The organism is Candidatus Methylomirabilota bacterium (genome assembly GCA_003104975.1).
Taxonomy (GTDB): domain Bacteria; phylum Methylomirabilota; class Methylomirabilia; order Methylomirabilales; family Methylomirabilaceae; genus Methylomirabilis.
Genome location: PQAM01000009.1, coordinates 42,602 through 61,586 on the forward strand (window position 1 = coordinate 42,602; position 18,985 = coordinate 61,586).

An 18,985-nucleotide genomic window follows, 5' to 3' on the forward strand; every position below is an offset into this window, starting at 1 on the left:
GAGGAGGTGGACATGGCGCAACGCAGGATTCTTGTCGTCGAGGATAGCCCGACGCAGGCGGAACGAGTCCGCCTCCTACTGGAGTGCGAGGGCTACCGCGTTGAAACGGCTGCGAATGGTCGGGAGGGGCTCCGGCGGATTCAGGCGTCGCCACCGGATATCATCATTTCCGATGTCGTCATGCCGGAGATGGACGGCTTTGCGCTCTGCCGGGCGGTGAAGTCGGCCGAGGCCACGCGTCGGATCCCCTTCGTCCTGCTGACCCAGCGGAGCGCGCCCCCGGATGTCATCCAGGGATTCGAGGCCGGCGCCGATAATTTCATCCCCAAGCCATTCGACGACGATGCGCTGCTGGAGCGCGTGCGGCGGATTTTCGAGCAGATGGACCGACAGGCGTGCGAAGGGCCGGAGCCCGAGGTGGCCCTACAGATCGGCGGCCACCGATTCGTCGTGTCGGCGCGCAAGGCACAGATCGTGGAACTGCTCCTCTTTACCCTGGAGGATCTGGCGCGGGTCAATGCGCTGCTGCAGGCGCGCGAGCGAGACCTGGAGGCCAAGGCGCGCGAGTTGGAGACCTTCGCCTACACGGTCTCCCACGACCTGAAGGCGCCGCTGCGGGGGATGGAGGGGTTTGCCAAAGCCCTGTACGAAGACTACGCCGACCGGCTGGACGAGACGGGCCGCCACTATCTTGACATGGTCCAAGGGTCGGCCCGGCGCATGGGCGCCCTGATCGACGATCTGCTCCGCTACTCCCGTGTCGAGCGGCGGGCGATGCGGTGGGAGCCGGTTGATCTGGAGCGGCTGCTGCACGAGCTGCTGAGGGACCGGCGGGCCGAGATCGAGAGCCGCGGCGTTCGGATCGAGGTCAAGCCGACGGTTTATCGGATCGCCGGTGAGCGGGAGGGCCTTCAGGAGGCGTTGACCAATCTGCTGGACAATGCCTTGAAGTTTACGCGGAAGACGGCGCAGCCTGTGATCACGATCACCGCCGGCGTGAAACGTGAGGCGTTAGGCGTCAGGGGACAGGACACCTCTCCTCACGCCTTACCCCTTACGCCTGACGAGAGGCACCGGGAGACAGGCGCCGGGACGCAGGAGGCAGGAGGGGGCGATTTCGTGGAAATCGCCGTCGCCGATAACGGCGTGGGGTTTGACCCACAGTACCGGGAAAAAGCATTCACCATCTTTGAGCGGTTGCACCCCCAGGACGAGTATGAAGGGACCGGGATCGGCCTGGCCATTGTCCGCAAGGTGGCGGAACGCCACGGCGGACACACCTGGGCGGACAGCGCCCCGGGACAGGGAGCGACGTTTTACCTGGCGATCCCGATTCGCAAGGAGGATTCTGACGCATGAACAGACGGTCGCTGGCGATCCTGATGGTGGAAGACAACCCGATGGATGTGGAGCTGACGCTGCGGGCGCTGCGGAAGCACAAGGTCTCCAACCCGATGACGGTGGCCCGGGACGGCGAGGAGGCGCTCGACTACGTCCATCGGCGGGGGCGGTTCGCCGCCCACGCCCCGATCCCATCGCTCATCCTGCTGGACATACGGCTTCCCAAGCGGGACGGGATCGAGGTCCTCCGGGAGATCAAGGGACACCCCGTCTATCGTACGGTTCCCGTCGTCATGCTGACCACTTCGCAGGAGGAGGCGGACGTCCGGACCAGTTACGAGCTGGGCGCCAATTCATATATCGTCAAGCCGGTGGACTTCGACAAGTTTCTGGAGGTCGTTCGACAGATCGACCTCTACTGGCTGCTGACGAACCTACCTCCGGTAGCGGCTGCGCGCCTGCGAGACCTGTCCGCGCCGGGCGAGCTCGATTCGACCACGGCCGGGTCCGACGCGCTGCAGGAGCCATTGTCACAGGAGGATGCCTGATGGACAACATCCGGGTACTGTACGCCGAGGACGATCCGGCGGATCGCGAATTGACACTGCACCATCTGCGTCGGTCCGCTCCGGACATACAGGTGCGGGTGGCGGGCACCGGTCAAGAGACGCTGGAGGCCTTGAGAGACGAGGCCTTCGATGTCGTCCTCCTGGACTACCGTCTGCCGGACGTCGATGGCCTGCAGCTTCTGCGAGATGTCTTGTCCGCCGCTCCGAACGTCCCGGTCTTGATGGTGACAGGGAGCGGAGACCATGAGGTCGCGGTCGCGGCGCTGAAAACCGGGGCCATGGATTACGTTATCAAGAAGCCCGGCCACCTGGACCGCCTGCCGAGCGCGATTCGGGAGGCGCTGAGCCGGTTTCGGTATGAGCGGAGTCGTCGCGCGGCCGGCCTTCGCGTCCTATACGCCGAACATGATCCCGTGGATGTAGATCTGACCCTACGCCATCTGGCAGCTCATGCGCTTCATTTGCAGGTCGAAACGGTCGGAACGGGCGTCTCCGCCATGCAGCGACTTCAGACCGGTAAATATGATCTCCTGCTCCTGGACTACCGGATGCCCGGTCTGAATGGCGTAGAGATTCTCCAGGAGATGCGCGAGCAGGGGATCCGCGTCCCCGTGGTGATGGTCACCGGCCACGGCGACGAAGAGACCGCCGCCCAGGCGCTCAAGCTGGGGGCGGTGGACTATCTCGTCAAGCGGGAGGGGTATCTGAGGCAGCTTCCCTCGACCATCGAGAGCGCTATCGCCCAGCAGGCGCTCGCTGACGAGAAAGCGGCCCTCCTTACCCTGAACGGCCTCGCGGTGAAGGTTGCGTCAACCCTGGATCTCAATGAACTGTTGTCCCAAGTGGCCACTGCTGCAACCACCTTGCTCCGGGTGGATCATTCGCTGGTTTCCCGCTTGAGCGATGACAGCGCAGAGCTGCTCCCCGCTGCCTGGCATGGCATTCCGACTGAGGTAGCCTCGTGCCTGCGGTTCAGGTTAGGTCAGGACGCCCCCGGTCAGGCCGCGGCATGGCAACGGGCCGTCAGCGTCCGGGACATCAGACAAGAAGTGACTATCTGCCGGAAGCTGGCGGTCCTCAATGGGATCGGGGGTGTGCTCGGCGCCCCGATGCTGGCCCGCGGCAGGCTCCTTGGCGTACTGACGGTCGCCGCCACCGGGCCGCGCGCCTATACCCACGTAGAGGAGAAGCTGCTGACGGCCCTGGCTGCTCATGCCGCCGTGGGGATCGAGAATGCGCAACTGCTCGCGGAGGTCAAGCGGTATGCTGTCGGGCTGGAACAGATGGTTCTGGAACGTACGGAGGAGCTGATGGCGACCAACCGACGGCTCGAGGTGGTCTCCCGCCACAAGTCGGAGTTTCTGGCCAACATGTCGCATGAGTTCCGGACGCCGCTCAACTCGATCATCGGCTTTTCCGAGATCATCCGGGATCCCGCCTTCGGCCCATTGACCGACAAGCAGGCCCGATTTGCCCGGAATATCCTGACGGCGGGGGAGCATCTCTTGGTGCTGGTCAACGACCTGCTGGATCTTTCGCGGGTCGAAGCGGGACGGATCGACCTGCAGATCGAGCCGTTCGGGCTGCCGGAGGCGTTGCAGGCCGCTGTGGCGGACATCCGGCCCCAGGCCGACCGAAAACGACTTGACCTGCGGCTTCAAATCGATGAGGCGCCGCCAACCCTGACGACCGATCCTCTCCGCTTCAAGCAGATCATGTTGAACCTGCTCTCGAACGCCGTCAAGTTTACGCCCGACGGGGGGCGGATCACCGTCACCGCCCGGAGCGGCGGGAGGCGTGAGGGGGAAGGCGTAAAGGGGGAGGAGGCAGGAGGCAGGCTTCAGGATGCAGCGCCCCTACCCCCTACCCCCCACACCCTACACCCTGGCGATTTCGTAGAAATCGCCGTCATCGACACGGGGATCGGGATCAGGGGGGACGACCTGCCGCGCCTGTTCCAGGAGTTTACCCGTCTCGACGCGGCGACGACCCGGCGCATCCCGGGGACCGGACTGGGCCTCGCCTTGACCAAGAAACTGGTTGAATTGCACGGCGGCACCATCGCTGCTGGCTCAGAGGGCGAAGGACAGGGGAGCACCTTCACGATCCAGCTTCCGCTGACCGCCACCGGATGAACACTGATCACAATATATCATAAGAAGTATTGTGATATCGAAACTACTTTGTTATAGTTACTATAACATACTAAATGCCATATTTAACACTTGATACTTGACACTCAGCCCTGTTACCCTCTCATACGCGAGTGAGCCATGGATAAGCAACTCGATTCGGTATCCTCGAAATCGTCGCGACTGCTTGTCGTCGACGACAACGCCCAGAACGCCGAACTGCTGACGGCCCTCATGGAGGCCGAGGGGTATACGGTTGAGGTCGCCACCGATGGGCAGGAGGCCTTGAGTCAGGTGGTGACCGCTCCTCCGGACCTGATCCTGCTGGATGTCATGCTGCCGAAGGTGGACGGCTACGCCGTCTGCCAACGACTGAAGAAGGAAGCGGCCACCCGCCTGGTGCCGATCGTGCTGGTGACGGCGCTAGGGGCGGAGGAGGCGAGGATTCGAGGGATTGAGGCGGGGGCGGACGACTTTATCACGAAGCCGTTCAGCCGGACCGAACTGAAGGCCCGGGTCCGGTCGTTGCTGCAGCTCAAGACCTTTACCGACGAGTTGGAGCACGCCGAAGCGATGCTGCTGATGTTGGGCCGGACCGTTGAGGCCAAGGATCCGTACACCCGGGGCCACTGCGAACGGCTGTCGGCCTGCTCGGTTGCCCTGGGCAAATGGCTCGGCCTGCCGTCGGAGGATCTGACCGCGCTGGATCGAGGGGGGTCGCTCCACGATCTGGGAAAGATCGGCATCCCCGATGCGATCCTCCTGAAGCCTGGGGGGCTCAGCGACTCGGAGTGGACGGTCATGCGCGAGCATCCGCTGATTGGCGAACGGATCTGTCTGTCGCTCAAGTCGCTGGACCGGGTCCGGCCGATCATCCGCCATCATCACGAGCGGTGGGATGGGAGCGGCTACCCGGACCGTCTGACGGGTCAGGCGATCCCGGTCACAGCGCGTATCATGCAGGTTGTCGATATTTATGACGCGCTGAGGATTGCCCGGCCCTATAAACCGGCCCTGTCGGTACAGGCCGCGTGCGATATCCTCCGGGATGAGACGGCGCGCGGCTGGCGCGACCCGGATGTCGTGCGCCCGTTCATTGAGATGGTCGAGCACAGCAACAGTAACCCGTGGGGATCGGAGGATCGTGCGCCCTGATCACGCCCGGTTGTGTTTCATGATTGCCTCGAAGATCTGCTGTCGTCTCCTCCGCCTGTTCTGATATCATATTCGATGTCATCACACCTCGAGCAATGCCCCCACACTATGGAGATCGGCCTGTACGCGATGTTACACATAAAGAAATGGAGCATCCGGGCGCGGGTACTCTTGGCCTTTCTCGCCATCCTGGCCCCCTTTGTGGGGTTCGCCGGCATCGCCGCCCTTCATTTCGGGACCCTCATGCATACCCACCTCCGGACCCAGGAGGAGGCAAGCGTCGATCTCATGCGGACGTCTGATGTCATGGCGGCCGCCGATGGTCTGATGCTGTCCGTCGAGGCGTATGTGGCCAGTGACGATCAGCAAGCGCAGCAGCAGGTGAGCGGCTACCTGACCCGTCTCCGTGAGGCATTCCGAATGCTGCACACCACCCCGCTAAAGGGCGACGAGGAGCGGGCGTTCGTCGATGCGCTGCGAGAGCCGGTCTCCCGGCTGGAGGCGCTCGGACGAGAGGTCGTCGCACCGACGCCATTCCCGGCCAACCATGAGAGGGCCGACAAGGCCGCCGCGCTGGCGCGATTGCACAATCGCATCGATGCGACACTGCATCGGCTCATGACGGTCCACGTGCGCGAGATCGATGACGCGAAACGGCGGGTCTCCGATGTGGGCCGCCAGGTCATCGTGGTCATGTTTGTGACCCTGATCGTGAGCGGGTTGGGGGCGTTGAGTATCGGCGTCCCGTTGGCCGACTGGCTGAGCGGGCCGATCCGGGCCATCGCGCACGGCAGTCGCCGGGTGGCCGAAGGCGATCTCTCGCATCGGGTCGAGATCGGGGGCGGCGGCGAGCTTGAGGAGGCGGCTCAGGCGTTCAACACCATGGCCGAGCGGTTGGAACGGTCGGCCGTCGAGAACGCCGCGCTCTACGGCGCCGCGCGCGAGCGCGCCGATCGGATCGCGGCCGTCAACCGACTGACCAAGATCATCAGCGCCTCCCTCGATATCGGCGCCGTCTATGAGACCTTTGCCGCGGAATTGAAGCGGTTTATCCCCTATACGCGGATGGGGATTGTGCTGTCTGAAGAGTCCGGCGCGCGACTGAAGCTCTTCCAGCTTGTCGGTACACCGCTCGCCGAGGTGCCGCTCGGGATGATCTGGCCGAACGGGCAGGGGACCGGTGTCGCGTGGGTCATGTCCCATCGACGCCCCCATTGTGAGTCGGACCTCGCGACGGCGGGCCGATTTGTCGAAGACGGGATGCTGACGAAAGAGGGGATTCGCTCGACCGTTCGCCTGCCGTTGATTGCCGGGGGGCAGGTCATCGGCGTCCTGTTTTTGGATGATGTCGCATCCGGCCGCTATACCGAGCACGATCTTGATCTGCTCGTCCCGCTTGGGGAACAGTTGGCTATCGCCATCGAAAACGCGAGACTGCATCGCGAGATGGAGCAGAAGGTGGAGGAGCGGACCCGGACACTCAAACAGACCCAGGCGCAACTCATCCAGTCGGGAAAGCTGGCTGCCGTGGGAACGCTGGCTGCTGGGGTGGCCCACGAGCTGAACCAGCCGCTGATGATCATCAGGGGCTACGCCCAGGAACTGCTCGGCGACGGACGGATCGCCGATGCAGAGACCCGCGACGACCTGCGGCGGATCGAGGCGCAGACGACCCGGATGGCCGCCATCATCACCCACCTGCGCGACTTCTCGCGCCAGTCCACGGGGAGGCGAGAGGCGACCGACCTGAACCGGATCGTCGCGGACGCGCTGGCCTTCCTTCATCAGCAGCTCAAGACCAGAAATATCGTCGTGACGCAGGATGTGGATCCCGCGCTGCCGCCGGTGTCGGTCGATTCGCTGCAGATCGAGCAGGTGCTGCTCAACCTGATCACCAACGCCCGGGATGCCATCGAGGCGACCGGGACGGGGGCCATCGCCATCCGGACCCAACGCGCGTCAGACGGCCGGATCGCCCTGAGCGTGACCGATACCGGTCCGGGTATCCCGGCCGAGATTCAACCCAGGATCTTCGATCCATTTTTTACCACAAAAGAGGTCGGGAAAGGGACGGGTCTCGGCCTGAGCATCTGTTATGGGATCGTCGACGCGCACGGCGGGGAGCTGACTATGGAGAGTCCGGTCGCCGACGGCCGGGGCGCCCGCTTTACGATGCGCCTGCCGTCCGCCGGCCAGGCTGATCGCGTGGAGGATCAGGTATGAGCGCCGCGCGCGTCCTGCTGGTCGATGACGAGCCGGATATTCGCCGATTGTTATCGCGCCACCTGCGGCGTCTGGGGTACACTGTGGGGGAGGCCGCGGATGGCGAAGAGGCGCTTGCGCTGGTGCCGCGCGAGGGTCCGGACGTCGTCATCACCGATATGGCGATGCCTCGGCTCGGCGGACTGGAGCTGATCGAACGGCTTCGGGATCTCGCGCACGATCTCCCGGTGATCGTGCTGACCGGGCACGGATCGTTCGAGAACGCCATCGCGGCGATGCGCAAGGGGATCCTCTTTGACTATCTGGTCAAGCCGCTCGAGGACCTGAGCCTGCTGGAGGTCGCCGTCGCGCGGGCCGTGGAGGTGAGGACGCTGCGCGTCAAGGCCCGCGAGGCGGATCAGGTCGCCGCCATCCGGGAGTTGGCGGTGACCGCCAGCGACCGGATCCTGAATCCGCTGAACGTCATCAGTCTGAGCGTGGAGCGGCTGACCCGCGAAGGGGTCACGGCCGAGGTGAAGGCTACGGCCGTCGCCAACATCGAGGCGGCCGTCCGGTCGATCACCGGGATCATCCGGCAGATGCGATCGGTGGCGCGATATACGCCCCGCGAGGTCATTCCGGGACTGCGGGAGATCGACCTGGATCGGGCCGCATCAGATAAGGCGAACGATGAATAGAGAGAGACGATGACGCTGAGGGCGGTGATCTTCGACGCCGGCAACACAGTGATGCTTCTCAACTATGGTGTGGTCGTTGAGGTGTTGGCGGCTGAAGGGTATAAGGTGAGCGAGGCGGCCCTACGGGAGGCGGAGTATCGCGCCAGGGTCGATCTCGATCGGATCCTGGCGCGGCGCCATTCCACCGAGGCGCCGGAGATCTTTCAGACCTACCTGCGCCTGATCTGCGAGGGGATTGAGGTGCCGTGGGGGTCGGTCGCCGAGCGGGCGCTGGGTCGACTCGCCGCCTATCATCGGGAGCAGAACCTCTGGAATCGGCCTCATCCGCAGGCCGGTCCGGTGCTGCAGTTGCTGCGAACACGCGGGCTCATCGTGGGTATGATCTCAAACTCGAATGGGTGGGTCGAACGGCTGGTGACGGAAAGCGGGCTGCGCCCATATTTTGACTTTGTGCTGGATTCCCGGTTGATTGGGATAGAGAAACCCGATCCTCGGATCTTTCAGATTGCGCTGGACCGGGTCGGAATCGATCCGCGCGAAGCGCTGTATATCGGCGACCTCTACTCCATCGATGTCGTTGGGTCGAGGGCGGCCGGCATGCACGCGATCCTGCTCGATCCCGCCGGTCTGTGGGGCCACGTCGACTGTCCCAGGGCGCGCGACCTGCTGGAGGCCGCCGACCTGATCTTGACGCTGTAGGGACGGGGTGTACCCCGCCGAAGGGCAGGGGTGCTTCGCCCAAGGGCAGGATCAGTCTGTCCCTACCCGAACAGGAAGCGCCGCGTATGGGGCGCGGTGTCGGTCGCTGTGGTCGCCAGATCGCGCCGAAGTCTGGTCAAATCGTTCGGTCTGTCCACGTCGAACCAGGACGGCAGTACGGTCGCCTGGAGCCGATGCGCCGCCGCACGCTGGAGCGTCTCGGCAAGAACGGTCGGGCTGCTCCACGGGATATCATCGAAGAGCGTGCGGTAGGGGCGCTTAAGACCGATGAGGTAGTAGCCGCCGTCGTCGGTCGGACCGAGTACGAGGTCCGTACTCCCATCCTGCAGTCGTGCAACAGCATCCGACAGGAAGGAGGTGGGGAGCGTTGGGCTGTCGCTGTCGATCAGGATGACCGCCGGGTGGCCCCGTTCCAGCAGGATCGCCGACAGCCGGTGAAGCCGGTCTCCGAGGGTCGAACCGGCCTGCGGGATCAGCGTAAAGCCCGCGGGTACCAGTGTCATCATCGACGGCCGCGCCTGAAGCGGTGTGTAGGCCAGGTACGGATCGATATCGGGAAGCCCGGCCACCTGCTGCAGCTTATCCGCGAGGAGGCATCGGTATAGGGCTGCCGCCTGCTCATAGCTTAACGGCGGGACGAGGCGTGTCTTGACCCGGCCGGGTTCCGGCGCCCTGCCCATCACTGCGATGGCGTATCGTCGCATGCGCGAAGCCTACCGAACCTCCGCCCGCTTGTCAACCGAATGCCGTACCCCGCACCCGGCGATTTGCGAAAAAGAAGTTCATTGCTACATTGCAAAACCGGTGATCGGTCTACAGTCGTTCCCCTCTCCGTCTCACGATTCATCGCCTCGCACATAGGTGAGAAAGCTCGGTAGATCGCAGGAGACGCGGCGCTTATCGCCGGTCGGCCGGCGCGTCTGTGAGATCAAAAAGCGGCGCGACGCCGCGATCATGTCGGCGGCGCTGTCCAACCGCGCCATATCCTCAACCGTGGGTCCAGAGGTCAGCTTGATCTCGACAGCCCATAATTCGTTTCCGAAGTCCAGTACCAGGTCCAGTTCATATCGATCGGCCGTGCGGAAGTGGTAGGCGTTAACGTGTCGTCCCCGTGACGACAGTTCGCCCAGCACCTGTTCGATTACGAACCCTTCCCAGCTTGCGCCTACCCACGGTTGGGCCAGCAATGCGCGCTGGTCCGGTACGTTCAGCAGCGCGTGGAGCAGACCGCAATCGCGCCAGTAGACCTTAGAGCGCTTGATCAATCGCTTACGGATGTTGGTGTGATAGGGCGGTAACTGCCGGATGAGGAACGCGCCGGTGAGATACTCGAGGTACCCGTCGACGGTATGATACGAAAGGCCCAGACTTTGTCCGACCTGTGAGGCGTTCCATGTCTGGCCATGCAGCGCGGCCAGCATACGCAGCAGCCGATCGGTTGTCTGCGGCTTGGCGGGCAGGCCCCAGGTCGGCAGATCACGCTGACTCAGGAGCGAGAGGTAGTCCATCTGCCATTGCGGATATCGCTCGGGTTCCAACACGCCGCCGTCGGGGTAACCGCCGTACAACCACCGCCGCTCCCGCGATGCCTTTGTCGGAAGTTCGGACAGGAGGAACGGCGTCAGTTCGACCAACGACAGGCGCCCCGCCAGCGACTCCGACACCTGGATCATCAGCGCGGGGGACACGGAGCCCAGAAGTAAAAACCGGCCCATGCGCGCGCGATTCCGGTCGATGGCCCCGCGTACGCGCGCAAAGACGTCGGGCCACGATTGGGCCTCGTCGAGGACGATCAGCGTCCTGCCGGTCGCGAGTCGGTCCCACTCGAGGTCCAGACGCAGACGCTCGGGTTCCTGTTCCAGATCGAAATGGACACCGCCCAGCGACCGTGCCAAGGTCGTCTTCCCGCTCTGACGCGGTCCGATCAGCGCCACGGCCGGATAGCGCGCCAGTCTCTCTCGTAGCTGGTCTCTGACCAATCGCCGAATCATAGTGTGTATTATAGAAGTTAATTTCTAATCTGCAAAACCAAAAAGCGTATGGGCAGTCGCGCCCCGCCCTTCCCGCCTCCTGCAGGTAATTTTCGAGTGATCCCGGGATATCGGCGTGGATCACCAGGCGAACATCTTCCTTGTCGATCCCCATGCCGAAGGCGGTAGTGGCACAGATCACCTGCGTTGTCCCTGCAATGAAATTGTCTTGTACGTGCCTCTTGCGGGGCGGCTCCAGCCCGGCATGAAACGCCTCGGCCTGGCGGCCCTGCCTGGTCAGATATTCGGCGACGATCTCAGTGCGAGCCCGCGTTGCGCAGTAGATGACGGCGCAACCGGCACCGTCTGAAGGCAGATGCTCTGCAAGGATATCGTGCAGTCTCTGAAACTTTTCATGGGGACCGACCAATTGCACCTCGAAGCTCAGGTTGTTTCGCTCCACCCCTCCCTCGAAAACGGTGAGTTCCTGACCCAGCTCTCTGCGAAAATGGTTCAGGATCTCCGCCTTGACGTCCGGTTTTGCGGTAGCAGTGAAACACTGTACCGGCGGGATTTCTGTGCCCTGCTTTGAGGCGAACTCCTTGATGAAACGGGCCGCATACAGATAATCAGGGCGGAAATCGTGCCCCCACTTCGAAAGACAATGGGCTTCGTCAAAGACCCAAGCGCCGATCTCCCGGTAGCTGATCGCCTCCCGAAAGGAGCGGTTGCGCAACTGCTCGGGCGAGACGTACAACAGGGCCACGTCCCCCAGACGGATCCCGTTCAGCACCTCGCCGCGTTCGGGCGCCGTCAATAGGCCGCACAGGGTTGCCGCATTCGGTACTCCCGTCCGGTTGCGGAGATTCTCTACTTGATCCTTCATCAGGGCTTGTAGGGGAGAGATGACCACCGTGAGGACGCCGCGCCTGGCATACCGTGCGAGGGCAGGAAGCTGATAGCAGAGCGACTTACCACCCCCCGTGGGTAAGATCGCGAGGATCGGCCTGTCCGCCATCGCATGTCGCACAATAGCGCGCTGGAGGCTGCTCCCGTCGGATGCCGCCGGTGTGGAACGGAAAGTCGGATATCCGAAAAACCTCCGTAGTTGTGCGGTCGGGTCGTGGACCTCCGGACAATAGCCGCATATTGAGAGGCTGCACGGGGTATCCCTCATTCGATGTAAGAGTGCGGCGACGTTAGGGAACCGGCCGCGCACCCATGGCGGCAGAACGGAGTTACCGCCCGCCACGCGCAGCCAGGCGATACAGTAGGCGAGCGTCGGGCCCATCTCAGGGTCCGGCAGGTACTCATCAGCAACCCAGTCTACCGCACTGCTGCAGGCCCTTCCGTACATCAAGGCCCTGAACCGTTCGGACGCTTGAGCAGGCGTGATCTGGTCGGCGCCCATCGACGCCAGCGCGGCTTGCAAGCCGGCGAAAGAGCCATCGCCTTGAAAGCAATAGCTGCAAAGAGACAGAATGCCCGGTTCGCGCCGATGCATCGAGGTGAGACTGGCCCATTGATCGCGAAATAGGACTGCGGCGAGTCGCGCATCGGCAACCGGATCGTTCAGCGCATCCCTTACGAGCTTGTAGTCTTTGACCAGACGATGGTAGGGGTTCTGTGGAAAGGCGATGGGGGAAAGATAGAGGGTATCGACGACCGGTTTCTCGAAGAGCCGCAAGGATGGCGCCAGCGCCCTGAGGATCGGCAGGTCATGGCCAAGGAGATTATGACCCAGCAGGTAGTCGGCTTCATAGGCATGCGCGTCCAGTTCCAAAAGCGCCTGCTGTATGTCGAACCGCTCGGTACGTCTGAACAACCTTTCGCTAATGATGCCGCCGATCGCATACACTTCTCCGCGTTCGTTGGTTTCAATGTCCAGAAGAAGGCATTTGCCAAGGAAGACATCCGGTTCCATATCGATTCTTACGACACCGAGATCAGAATTAAGATGCTAACCATACGTCATGTAGTTCAGTACACTATAGCATATCTGAGCATATAACTCGACCAGACAACTTAACTGGATAACAGATACCATCGTCTATTTTGCCGTAAAGGCAAACGGCCAATTGGTGGAGGTAGGCAAGTCGGAAAGAGAGTGAATGCATGAAGTGGGAACATGACGTCGAGTGGGGAAGCGGAGAGTGGTGAGTTCGCTGCTGGAGAGCGTTGCCCAGCCTATCCGGGTGCTAATTATCACGTTCCTAATAGCCGGAGGGCGTAGTGGGCGGCGCCGATCACGGGCGCGCGGGGGTTGAGCGCGACCGTGATTTCGATGGATCGAAGCAGATCGGTGAAGCGTCCCTTGTCGGTGAACGTGCGTGCGAACGTGTTGCGGAGGGGCGCGTGGCCACGCGCCCCTACCAGGATCTTCGGTGCGATTCCCCCTCCGATGTAGACCCCGCCGACGGCGAACGCCTTCAGGGCCAGATTGCCCGCCTCTGCGCCATAGATTGAGACGAACAGTTCGAGCGCGTTCGTGCAGAGCGGGTCGCTCCCTGCCAGTCCGATCTCAGAGATCGCCGCGCTGGGATCGCCGGTTGTAAGCCGCTCACGCAGCCACTCGGGCTCCGACGAGACGCCGCTATCTCGCAGGAACCGATAGATATTGAAGAGCCCTGGTCCGGACAGCAGACGCTCGTAACTGACGTGGCCGTAGTCTTGCTGGAGATAGCGCAGCAGGCCCATTTCGAGATCGTTGCGCGGGGCGAAGTCGGCGTGGCCTCCCTCGGTGGCCATTGGGTGATGACGCGTCCCATCCCAATAGAGGATCGCCTCTCCCAGACCTGTTCCGGCCGCGATGACGGCAAGGTTCCCTTTGCGCGGCAGGCCCGGCTGAAGCAGAGAGAGATCGGTCGGCTCGAGATGGAGCATCCCATAGCCCATGGTCTCCAGATCGTTCAGCAGCTTCACCCGCGGAATATGAAGGGCCCTGGCCAGTCTGCGTTCGTCCAGTTCCCAGGGGAGATTTGTCGGGTGACTTGTGCCGTCGATCACCGGTCCGGCGACGCCGAAACAGGCGGCGTGAATGGACGGACAGGACCCGGGTTCCAGGAATCGACCGAGGATCTCGTCGAAGGTGCGGTATTGTCGACTGGGGAACGTCTCTTCGCGGACGAGGCGTAGCCGCTTCCCGACCTGTTCAAACAGGCCGATGACGGTCTTGGTGCCCCCGATGTCGCCGGCCAGGATCATGGTCATCATGCAAAGGCGGTTCACGATCTCTCGGACCCCCGAATGTCTCGCGTAGATTTCTTCGCGCCATTGTTCATCTTACCCCGGGATGAACGGTAGATCAAGGTGCGCGAGGCCGTCGTCATTTCCCTTGACATCCTCATCGCGGTCAACTTAGCATAGGTCGGACAACATGGGATCTTCCGTGTCCCGGTTCCGCATCGCACCTGGCGCATATCGGCCGAGAGAGGTTCGAGGAGTCCGGGCGGTCATTCGAATGTATTCGAGACAGCAAGGACGATCCCGGTGCACGGCGGATCTTTACGAACATAAGCCCGCTCCCGGCGATTCCGGCGGGTCGGATATTTACAACCGGTACTGTTAAAGGAGAAGCAGCGATGAAGTTTCTGAAAAAGATATTCAGCAAGCAACAGATGGGAGACACGCAGGAAGATCAACAGGGCGGTGACACCTCGGACGAGTCGACGGAGGCAACCGGAACACCGCAGGTACAGGGGGTGTTGATTCTGACCCGGCACCATCTGAACGATTCGTGGGGATTACTGGAACAGATCACGGCGCTGCAACGATCCAAGGGCTACCGCATTGCCGTCAACATGATCTCGAAGGCCGCAGTCTCCGAACGCTTCGATGATGATACGTACCTCCACGAAAAGATACGCAAAGAGTTCGCCAAGCTGGGCGGCGACGATCTCATCGCGCGGACCAAGGTATTTCCCTGTCAAGCGTCGGGCGGCAACTCCGGCGTCTATTGCATCATCTTCAACCGTCCTCAGCCGTGATGTCCGGTGCGTAGCGCCTGCCGGAGCAACCATCACCCGAGGCAGGTCCGAGATTGGCTGACGGCCGATCAATGGGCGGAGGTGTTCTGACCGATTCCATGCGCCTCCGCAGCCGGCGCCTTTTCTTCGAGCGTTCATCCTTTTTGGAACGCCACGGGTCCGGCAGACGGCCGGCGCGGCCTTCGCCGGGCGAGCCGAAATTTCCGTGAAGAATAATCGAACCTTTCGAAAGCCGACGTGTCTAAGCAACAGACCGCGCGGTGCGAACGCGTCCGTGGTCCGCTGTTCGCCGTAATCGGGCCGGGAGAGAAACCCATGCACAATCTGTATCGCCGCATGATGAGTCTGGGCAGTCTGCTGCTCCTGCTTGCCGGATGCGTGTCGTTGGGTGAGGAGTTTCGGACGCCGACGGCTGAGATGATCAAGAACGGGGTGACGACGCGGTCGGAACTGCTTCAACTGTTCGGATCTCCGACCCAGGTCGGAATCGAGGATGGAAATCAGACCTGGACGTGGCTGTATGTGAGGGCGGGCGGTTTCGGCAAAAATCTCTCCAAGGAACTGCACGTGACATTCGGCGCGCGAGGGATCGTGAAGTCGTACTCCTATACATCCAACCTGCCGGAGGAGGTTCAGCGAGACACCCGGTGAGACGCTGGAGCAGGGCGCCGCAGCCGGAAAAGCGCGATCGGGCAAATAGGCTTGACCATGATACAGGGTGGTGGTATAAGCACGATTTGGGGACAATGATAAGATGAGTGTCGTCAGTCTCGTTGCGCAGGCAGGACTGGTTGCCAAGGCGGTACTGCTCATTCTGGTAGGGTTTTCCTTGCTGAGCTGGACGCTGATCTTCATGAAGCTCGGGATGTTCCGACGCAGCCAACGAGAATCGGCGCAGTTTATCCAGATCTTTCGTTCTGCCAAAAACCTGACGACTGTCTTTGAGGAATCAAAGCGATTTACCGGAAGTCCTGTCGTCAACGTATTTCAAGAGGGGTATCGCGAACTCAGCCAGTTAGTGAAAGGGGGCAGCGCGGCTGCACCATGGCCGGCCGCCAATGAGCCGAGGACCACGGCTGTCGACCTCCCACTGCACAAAGAACCGATCGAACTCATCAGCCGGACCCTCCGACATGCAAGTATGAAGGAGGTGGCGCAACAGGAACGAAACCTGATCGTCCTGGCGACGACGGGCAACGTGACCCCCTTCGTCGGTCTCTTTGGCACCGTCTGGGGGATCATGGACGCCTTTGCGAGCATCGGCCAGGCGGGCTCCGCGAATCTGGGCGCCGTGGCGCCCGGGGTCGCCGAGGCCCTGATCACCACGGCGGCCGGGCTTGGGGCGGCCATCCCGGCGGTCATCGCGTACAATTACTTCGTGAATCGGGTCAGAAGGCAGGCAACGGAAATGGAACTGTTCGGTCTGGAGTTTCTCACCTTGGCCGAACGAATTCTGGCCAGGAGCCGCTGATGGCGATGGTCTCACCGGGTCCGGGTTCAACTGAGCGGCCCGGCGGCGGTGCGCTATCCGAGATCAATATCACGCCGTTTGTCGATGTGGTCCTGGTACTCCTGGTCATTTTCCTGATTACGGCGCCGATGATGCTCAGAGGCATCGACGTCAAGGTGCCGAAGACCGAGACCAAGAACGTCGGACCCGAAGAGCGGCTGATGCTGACGGTGACGAAGGAGAAGGCGATCTATCTGGATAGCCAGCCGATTACCCTCGGCAGATTGGAGAAGGTCCTTGTCGGACTTCGACAGCGTGACACGAAGGCGGCGGTCTTCCTCCGGGCCGATGAGGGGGTTCCTTACGGCGTGGTCGTCAAGGTGATGGATACGGTGAAGAAGGCCGGGATTGAACGGTTGGGGATGGTGACCGAACCGATTCAGCCTCCGGCGAAGGGGCAGTAGCGTGACGGCGGGGACGACCGAGCGACGCCTGTCGTTGTCGGTGATGTCGTCCTCGTGCGGGCTGTCGTGTGCGCTTCACGCATTGCTGGCGCTTGCGGTGGTGTACGGCCCGCAATGGTTTTACGGCAAGCCGTTCAAGGTGCCGCTGAACTATGAAGTCACGCTGGTGTCTCCCAGGCAGACCGATAACGCGCGGCGATCGGATGCGTCGTTGCGGGCGGGACCGAGAGCGGCCGCTACAACCGCGACCGCGAAGGCTGCCGCACCGCCGCGGGATCTGCTGGCGCTGCCCTCACCGCCGAAGGCTGGTCTGCGGAGCGAAGACCTGGTCTTGTCGAGCAGGCGCCGAACCTCCGAACGCTCGCCCGTTGCACCTGCCCCGATGCCGCAGGCGCCTCCACGGATCGTTGCCCCCCAGGTCGCCGCTGTGCCGACCATTGCCCAGGCGGCGATCACTGTGCCGACGACGAACACGGAGCAGGCAGGAGCGGGTCAGAGTCCGGTCGGGGGTACAGAAACCGGGGTGATGGTGGGCAATGGCGATCCGGCGTTGGCCTATTACTTCGTCCTGATACAGGACAAGATCACCAGCAACTGGACGCCGCCCAAGATGAGCCCCGGTGCGACGGCCAGTGTGAGCCTGTCGCTCAGGATTCTCCGTTCCGGGCAGGTTCGTGGGTTGGCGGTCGGATTGTCGTCGGGAGACCGGCTGCTTGACGATTCCGCCCTCCGTGCCGTGGGCCTGTCGAACCCGCTGCCGCCGCTGCCGCCGCTGTATAAGGCCGAGGCGCTTTCACTCGATTTGCGCTTTACGTTTGTGGGGGAGAAAAGTTGATGCGATCGTCCGCTTACCTGCGTATCCGTCGCGCGCTCTGCCTCTTGGGCCTCGCAACTGTCACGACACTTCCGCTTTCGGTCGTCTCCGCAGAGGAGAGATATACCGTAGACATCGTCCGGAAAGAGGCGCAGAAGATCACCATTGCGATCGCCGGCTTTCCGCCGCTGAAGTCCGGTTTGACGAACGAGGATCCTGGCACCCGGGCGGGCTCGATCTTGACCGATGATCTGAAGAGTACGGGAATGTTTGATGTCGTCGATCCGTCCTTTCTTCCGGTCGAGGCCGCCCGCGTCGAGTTGGGACAGGAAAAGGGGTTGCTGCCGGCATTGTCCACCTTGAAGGTCCAGGCGCTGGTGGTGGGCAGGCTGTCGTCCCGAGACGGCGGGTTGGTGTTGGAAGGTCAGCTTTTCGAGGTCGCGAAGGGTGAGATGCTGTCCGGCAAGCGGTATGCGGGTGATACGCGGACCTTGCGGACGATGGTGCATCGTCTGGCCGACGAGATCGTCTTTCGGTTGACGGGGGAAAAGGGGATCGCCTCCTCTCGAATTGCCTATGTTTCCTCTGTCAATGGCGCCAAAGAGATCTATGTCATGGACTACGATGCGTATAACCCGCTCCTGATCACCGGTAATCACTCCATCAACCTCTCCCCGCGATGGTCTCCGGACGGCAAGAAGATCGCCTACACTTCTTATCGTGACCGGAATCCCGACCTGTTTGTCATTGACCTGGAGACCGGACGGCGTCAGAAGATCTCATCGAATCCGGGACTCAATGTAGCCCCGGCGTGGTCTCCGGACGGTAAATGGCTGGTCTTTTCCATGAGCAGCAGGACCGGCACCAATCTCGTTATGATCAGGCCGGACGGGACCGGACTTCGTCAACTGACGCATGGGCCGCATATCGATATCTCTCCATCGTTCGCGCCGAACGGGCGGCAGATTGTGTTCAGCTCGGATCGGGGTGGGACGCCTCAGATCTATGTCATGGATATTGAGGGGACGAATATTCGGCGTCTGACCTTCGGGGCCGGAGACTATAGCGTGTCGCCTCGATGGTCTCCGCGCGGAGATAAGATCGCCTTTGTAGGCAAGGCGCGCGGCAGCTTCGATATCTTTCTGATCAGTCCCGATGGGACTGGACTCATACAGTTGACTGCAAGCTCGCGTCACAACGAGGAGCCGTCGTGGTCGGCTGACGGTCGGCACATTCTCTTCACCTCGACGCGGAACGGGTCTCGGCACCTGTACATGATGCGGGCCGACGGATCGAATCAGCGACAGGTGACCAGGAGCGGAGGCGAAAACTACCTCGCCGACTGGTCGCCATAGGCGAGGACAGCGTCCTACCGGGTGGTTCCAGGCTAAAGACTCCCTCGCCCCCACTTGGAGGGTAGGGGGTGTAACTCAGACGATATCCGAGGGAGCCCCTTCCAGAAGATATCGTAACGATGTGGCGAA

16 protein-coding genes and 1 pseudogene are annotated in these 18,985 nt (G+C 62.2%); 13 read left to right on the top strand and 4 right to left on the bottom strand.

The window, feature by feature from the left end:
• The first annotated feature begins 12 nt into the window (after positions 1 to 12).
• The 7 genes from C3F12_06605 (at position 13) to C3F12_06635 (ending at position 8,796) form a co-directional block, all read left to right on the top strand.
• Positions 13 to 1,359, top strand: a complete 1,347-nt coding sequence (locus C3F12_06605) for a hypothetical protein (protein ID PWB46602.1) — start codon at positions 13 to 15, stop codon at positions 1,357 to 1,359.
• The gene (locus C3F12_06610; GenBank protein PWB46603.1) at positions 1,356 to 1,889 is read left to right on the top strand and encodes a two-component system response regulator; all 534 of its coding nucleotides are present in this window, start codon (positions 1,356 to 1,358) and stop codon (positions 1,887 to 1,889) included. Before C3F12_06605 ends, C3F12_06610 begins: the two co-directional genes overlap by 4 nt.
• Positions 1,889 to 4,045: a hypothetical protein gene (locus tag C3F12_06615; GenBank protein PWB46604.1), complete on the top strand. Its 2,157-nt coding sequence runs from the start codon at positions 1,889 to 1,891 to the stop codon at positions 4,043 to 4,045. The genes C3F12_06610 and C3F12_06615 overlap by 1 nt, the downstream gene beginning before the upstream one ends.
• Positions 4,046 to 4,183: 138 nt before the next feature.
• Positions 4,184 to 5,197, top strand: a complete 1,014-nt coding sequence (locus C3F12_06620) for a metal-dependent phosphohydrolase (GenBank protein ID PWB46605.1) — start codon at positions 4,184 to 4,186, stop codon at positions 5,195 to 5,197.
• Positions 5,198 to 5,209: 12 nt separating this feature from the next.
• Complete coding sequence (locus tag C3F12_06625; protein PWB46606.1) at positions 5,210 to 7,420, top strand: hypothetical protein; 2,211 nt, start codon at positions 5,210 to 5,212, stop codon at positions 7,418 to 7,420.
• A complete protein-coding gene (locus tag C3F12_06630) occupies positions 7,417 to 8,097 on the top strand; it encodes a hypothetical protein (GenBank protein ID PWB46607.1) in 681 nt (226 codons plus the stop codon). Before C3F12_06625 ends, C3F12_06630 begins: the two co-directional genes overlap by 4 nt.
• A gap of 9 nt (positions 8,098 to 8,106) precedes the next feature.
• Positions 8,107 to 8,796, top strand: a complete 690-nt coding sequence (locus C3F12_06635; protein PWB46608.1) for a hypothetical protein — start codon at positions 8,107 to 8,109, stop codon at positions 8,794 to 8,796.
• A 62-nt stretch (positions 8,797 to 8,858) separates the two neighbouring features.
• On the opposite strand, the gene C3F12_06640 is transcribed toward C3F12_06635, so the two are convergent.
• The 4 genes and pseudogenes from C3F12_06640 to glk form a co-directional block, all read right to left on the bottom strand.
• On the bottom strand, positions 8,859 to 9,521 hold the full coding sequence (locus C3F12_06640; GenBank protein ID PWB46609.1) for a glycosyltransferase: 663 nt from the start codon (positions 9,519 to 9,521) through the stop codon (positions 8,859 to 8,861).
• Between the two features lie 132 nt (positions 9,522 to 9,653).
• On the bottom strand, positions 9,654 to 10,808 hold the full coding sequence (locus tag C3F12_06645) for an ATPase (protein ID PWB46610.1): 1,155 nt from the start codon (positions 10,806 to 10,808) through the stop codon (positions 9,654 to 9,656).
• A 55-nt stretch (positions 10,809 to 10,863) separates the two neighbouring features.
• Positions 10,864 to 12,711, bottom strand: a pseudogene (locus tag C3F12_06650) (RecQ family ATP-dependent DNA helicase).
• A 281-nt stretch (positions 12,712 to 12,992) separates the two neighbouring features.
• Positions 12,993 to 13,991, bottom strand: coding sequence for a glucokinase (gene glk / locus C3F12_06655; GenBank protein PWB46611.1), 999 nt, complete (start codon positions 13,989 to 13,991; stop codon positions 12,993 to 12,995).
• 377 nt (positions 13,992 to 14,368) lie between these two features.
• Here glk and C3F12_06660 point away from each other — a divergent pair, with 377 nt between their 5' ends.
• The 6 genes from C3F12_06660 (at position 14,369) to tolB (ending at position 18,856) form a co-directional block, all read left to right on the top strand.
• Positions 14,369 to 14,773, top strand: coding sequence for a hypothetical protein (locus C3F12_06660; GenBank protein ID PWB46612.1), 405 nt, complete (start codon positions 14,369 to 14,371; stop codon positions 14,771 to 14,773).
• A 315-nt stretch (positions 14,774 to 15,088) separates the two neighbouring features.
• The gene (locus C3F12_06665; GenBank protein PWB46613.1) at positions 15,089 to 15,424 is read left to right on the top strand and encodes a hypothetical protein; all 336 of its coding nucleotides are present in this window, start codon (positions 15,089 to 15,091) and stop codon (positions 15,422 to 15,424) included.
• Positions 15,425 to 15,527: 103 nt separating this feature from the next.
• Positions 15,528 to 16,244: a protein TolQ gene (locus C3F12_06670; GenBank protein PWB46614.1), complete on the top strand. Its 717-nt coding sequence runs from the start codon at positions 15,528 to 15,530 to the stop codon at positions 16,242 to 16,244.
• A gap of 5 nt (positions 16,245 to 16,249) precedes the next feature.
• Positions 16,250 to 16,687 carry a protein TolR gene (locus C3F12_06675; protein PWB46640.1) on the top strand — a complete coding sequence of 146 codons (438 nt, stop codon included), beginning with the start codon at positions 16,250 to 16,252 and terminating at the stop codon, positions 16,685 to 16,687.
• Position 16,688: 1 nt separating this feature from the next.
• Positions 16,689 to 17,522 (top strand): hypothetical protein, encoded by an 834-nt coding sequence (locus tag C3F12_06680; GenBank protein ID PWB46615.1) that lies wholly within the window; start codon positions 16,689 to 16,691, stop codon positions 17,520 to 17,522.
• Entirely contained in the window at positions 17,522 to 18,856 is a 1,335-nt protein-coding gene (gene tolB, locus C3F12_06685) for a Tol-Pal system beta propeller repeat protein TolB (protein PWB46616.1), read from the top strand. The genes C3F12_06680 and tolB overlap by 1 nt, the downstream gene beginning before the upstream one ends.
• Positions 18,857 to 18,985: the final 129 nt, after the last annotated feature.

Excerpts from the sequence above, each read along its gene's own strand:
- C3F12_06660 (PWB46612.1), top strand. The coding sequence starts at position 14,369 with ATGAAGTTTCTGAAAAAGATATTCAGCAAGCAACAGATGGGAGACACG.
- C3F12_06665 (PWB46613.1), top strand. The coding sequence starts at position 15,089 with ATGCACAATCTGTATCGCCGCATGATGAGTCTGGGCAGTCTGCTGCTC.
- C3F12_06640 (PWB46609.1), bottom strand. The coding sequence starts at position 9,521 with ATGCGACGATACGCCATCGCAGTGATGGGCAGGGCGCCGGAACCCGGC.
- C3F12_06610 (PWB46603.1), top strand. The coding sequence starts at position 1,356 with ATGAACAGACGGTCGCTGGCGATCCTGATGGTGGAAGACAACCCGATG.
- C3F12_06635 (PWB46608.1), top strand. The coding sequence starts at position 8,107 with ATGACGCTGAGGGCGGTGATCTTCGACGCCGGCAACACAGTGATGCTT.
- C3F12_06675 (PWB46640.1), top strand. The coding sequence starts at position 16,250 with ATGGTCTCACCGGGTCCGGGTTCAACTGAGCGGCCCGGCGGCGGTGCG.
- tolB (PWB46616.1), top strand. The coding sequence starts at position 17,522 with ATGCGATCGTCCGCTTACCTGCGTATCCGTCGCGCGCTCTGCCTCTTG.
- C3F12_06630 (PWB46607.1), top strand. The coding sequence starts at position 7,417 with ATGAGCGCCGCGCGCGTCCTGCTGGTCGATGACGAGCCGGATATTCGC.
- C3F12_06645 (PWB46610.1), bottom strand. The coding sequence starts at position 10,808 with ATGATTCGGCGATTGGTCAGAGACCAGCTACGAGAGAGACTGGCGCGC.
- C3F12_06615 (PWB46604.1), top strand. The coding sequence starts at position 1,889 with ATGGACAACATCCGGGTACTGTACGCCGAGGACGATCCGGCGGATCGC.
- C3F12_06605 (PWB46602.1), top strand. The coding sequence starts at position 13 with ATGGCGCAACGCAGGATTCTTGTCGTCGAGGATAGCCCGACGCAGGCG.
- C3F12_06620 (PWB46605.1), top strand. The coding sequence starts at position 4,184 with ATGGATAAGCAACTCGATTCGGTATCCTCGAAATCGTCGCGACTGCTT.
- C3F12_06670 (PWB46614.1), top strand. The coding sequence starts at position 15,528 with ATGAGTGTCGTCAGTCTCGTTGCGCAGGCAGGACTGGTTGCCAAGGCG.
- glk (PWB46611.1), bottom strand. The coding sequence starts at position 13,991 with ATGATCCTGGCCGGCGACATCGGGGGCACCAAGACCGTCATCGGCCTG.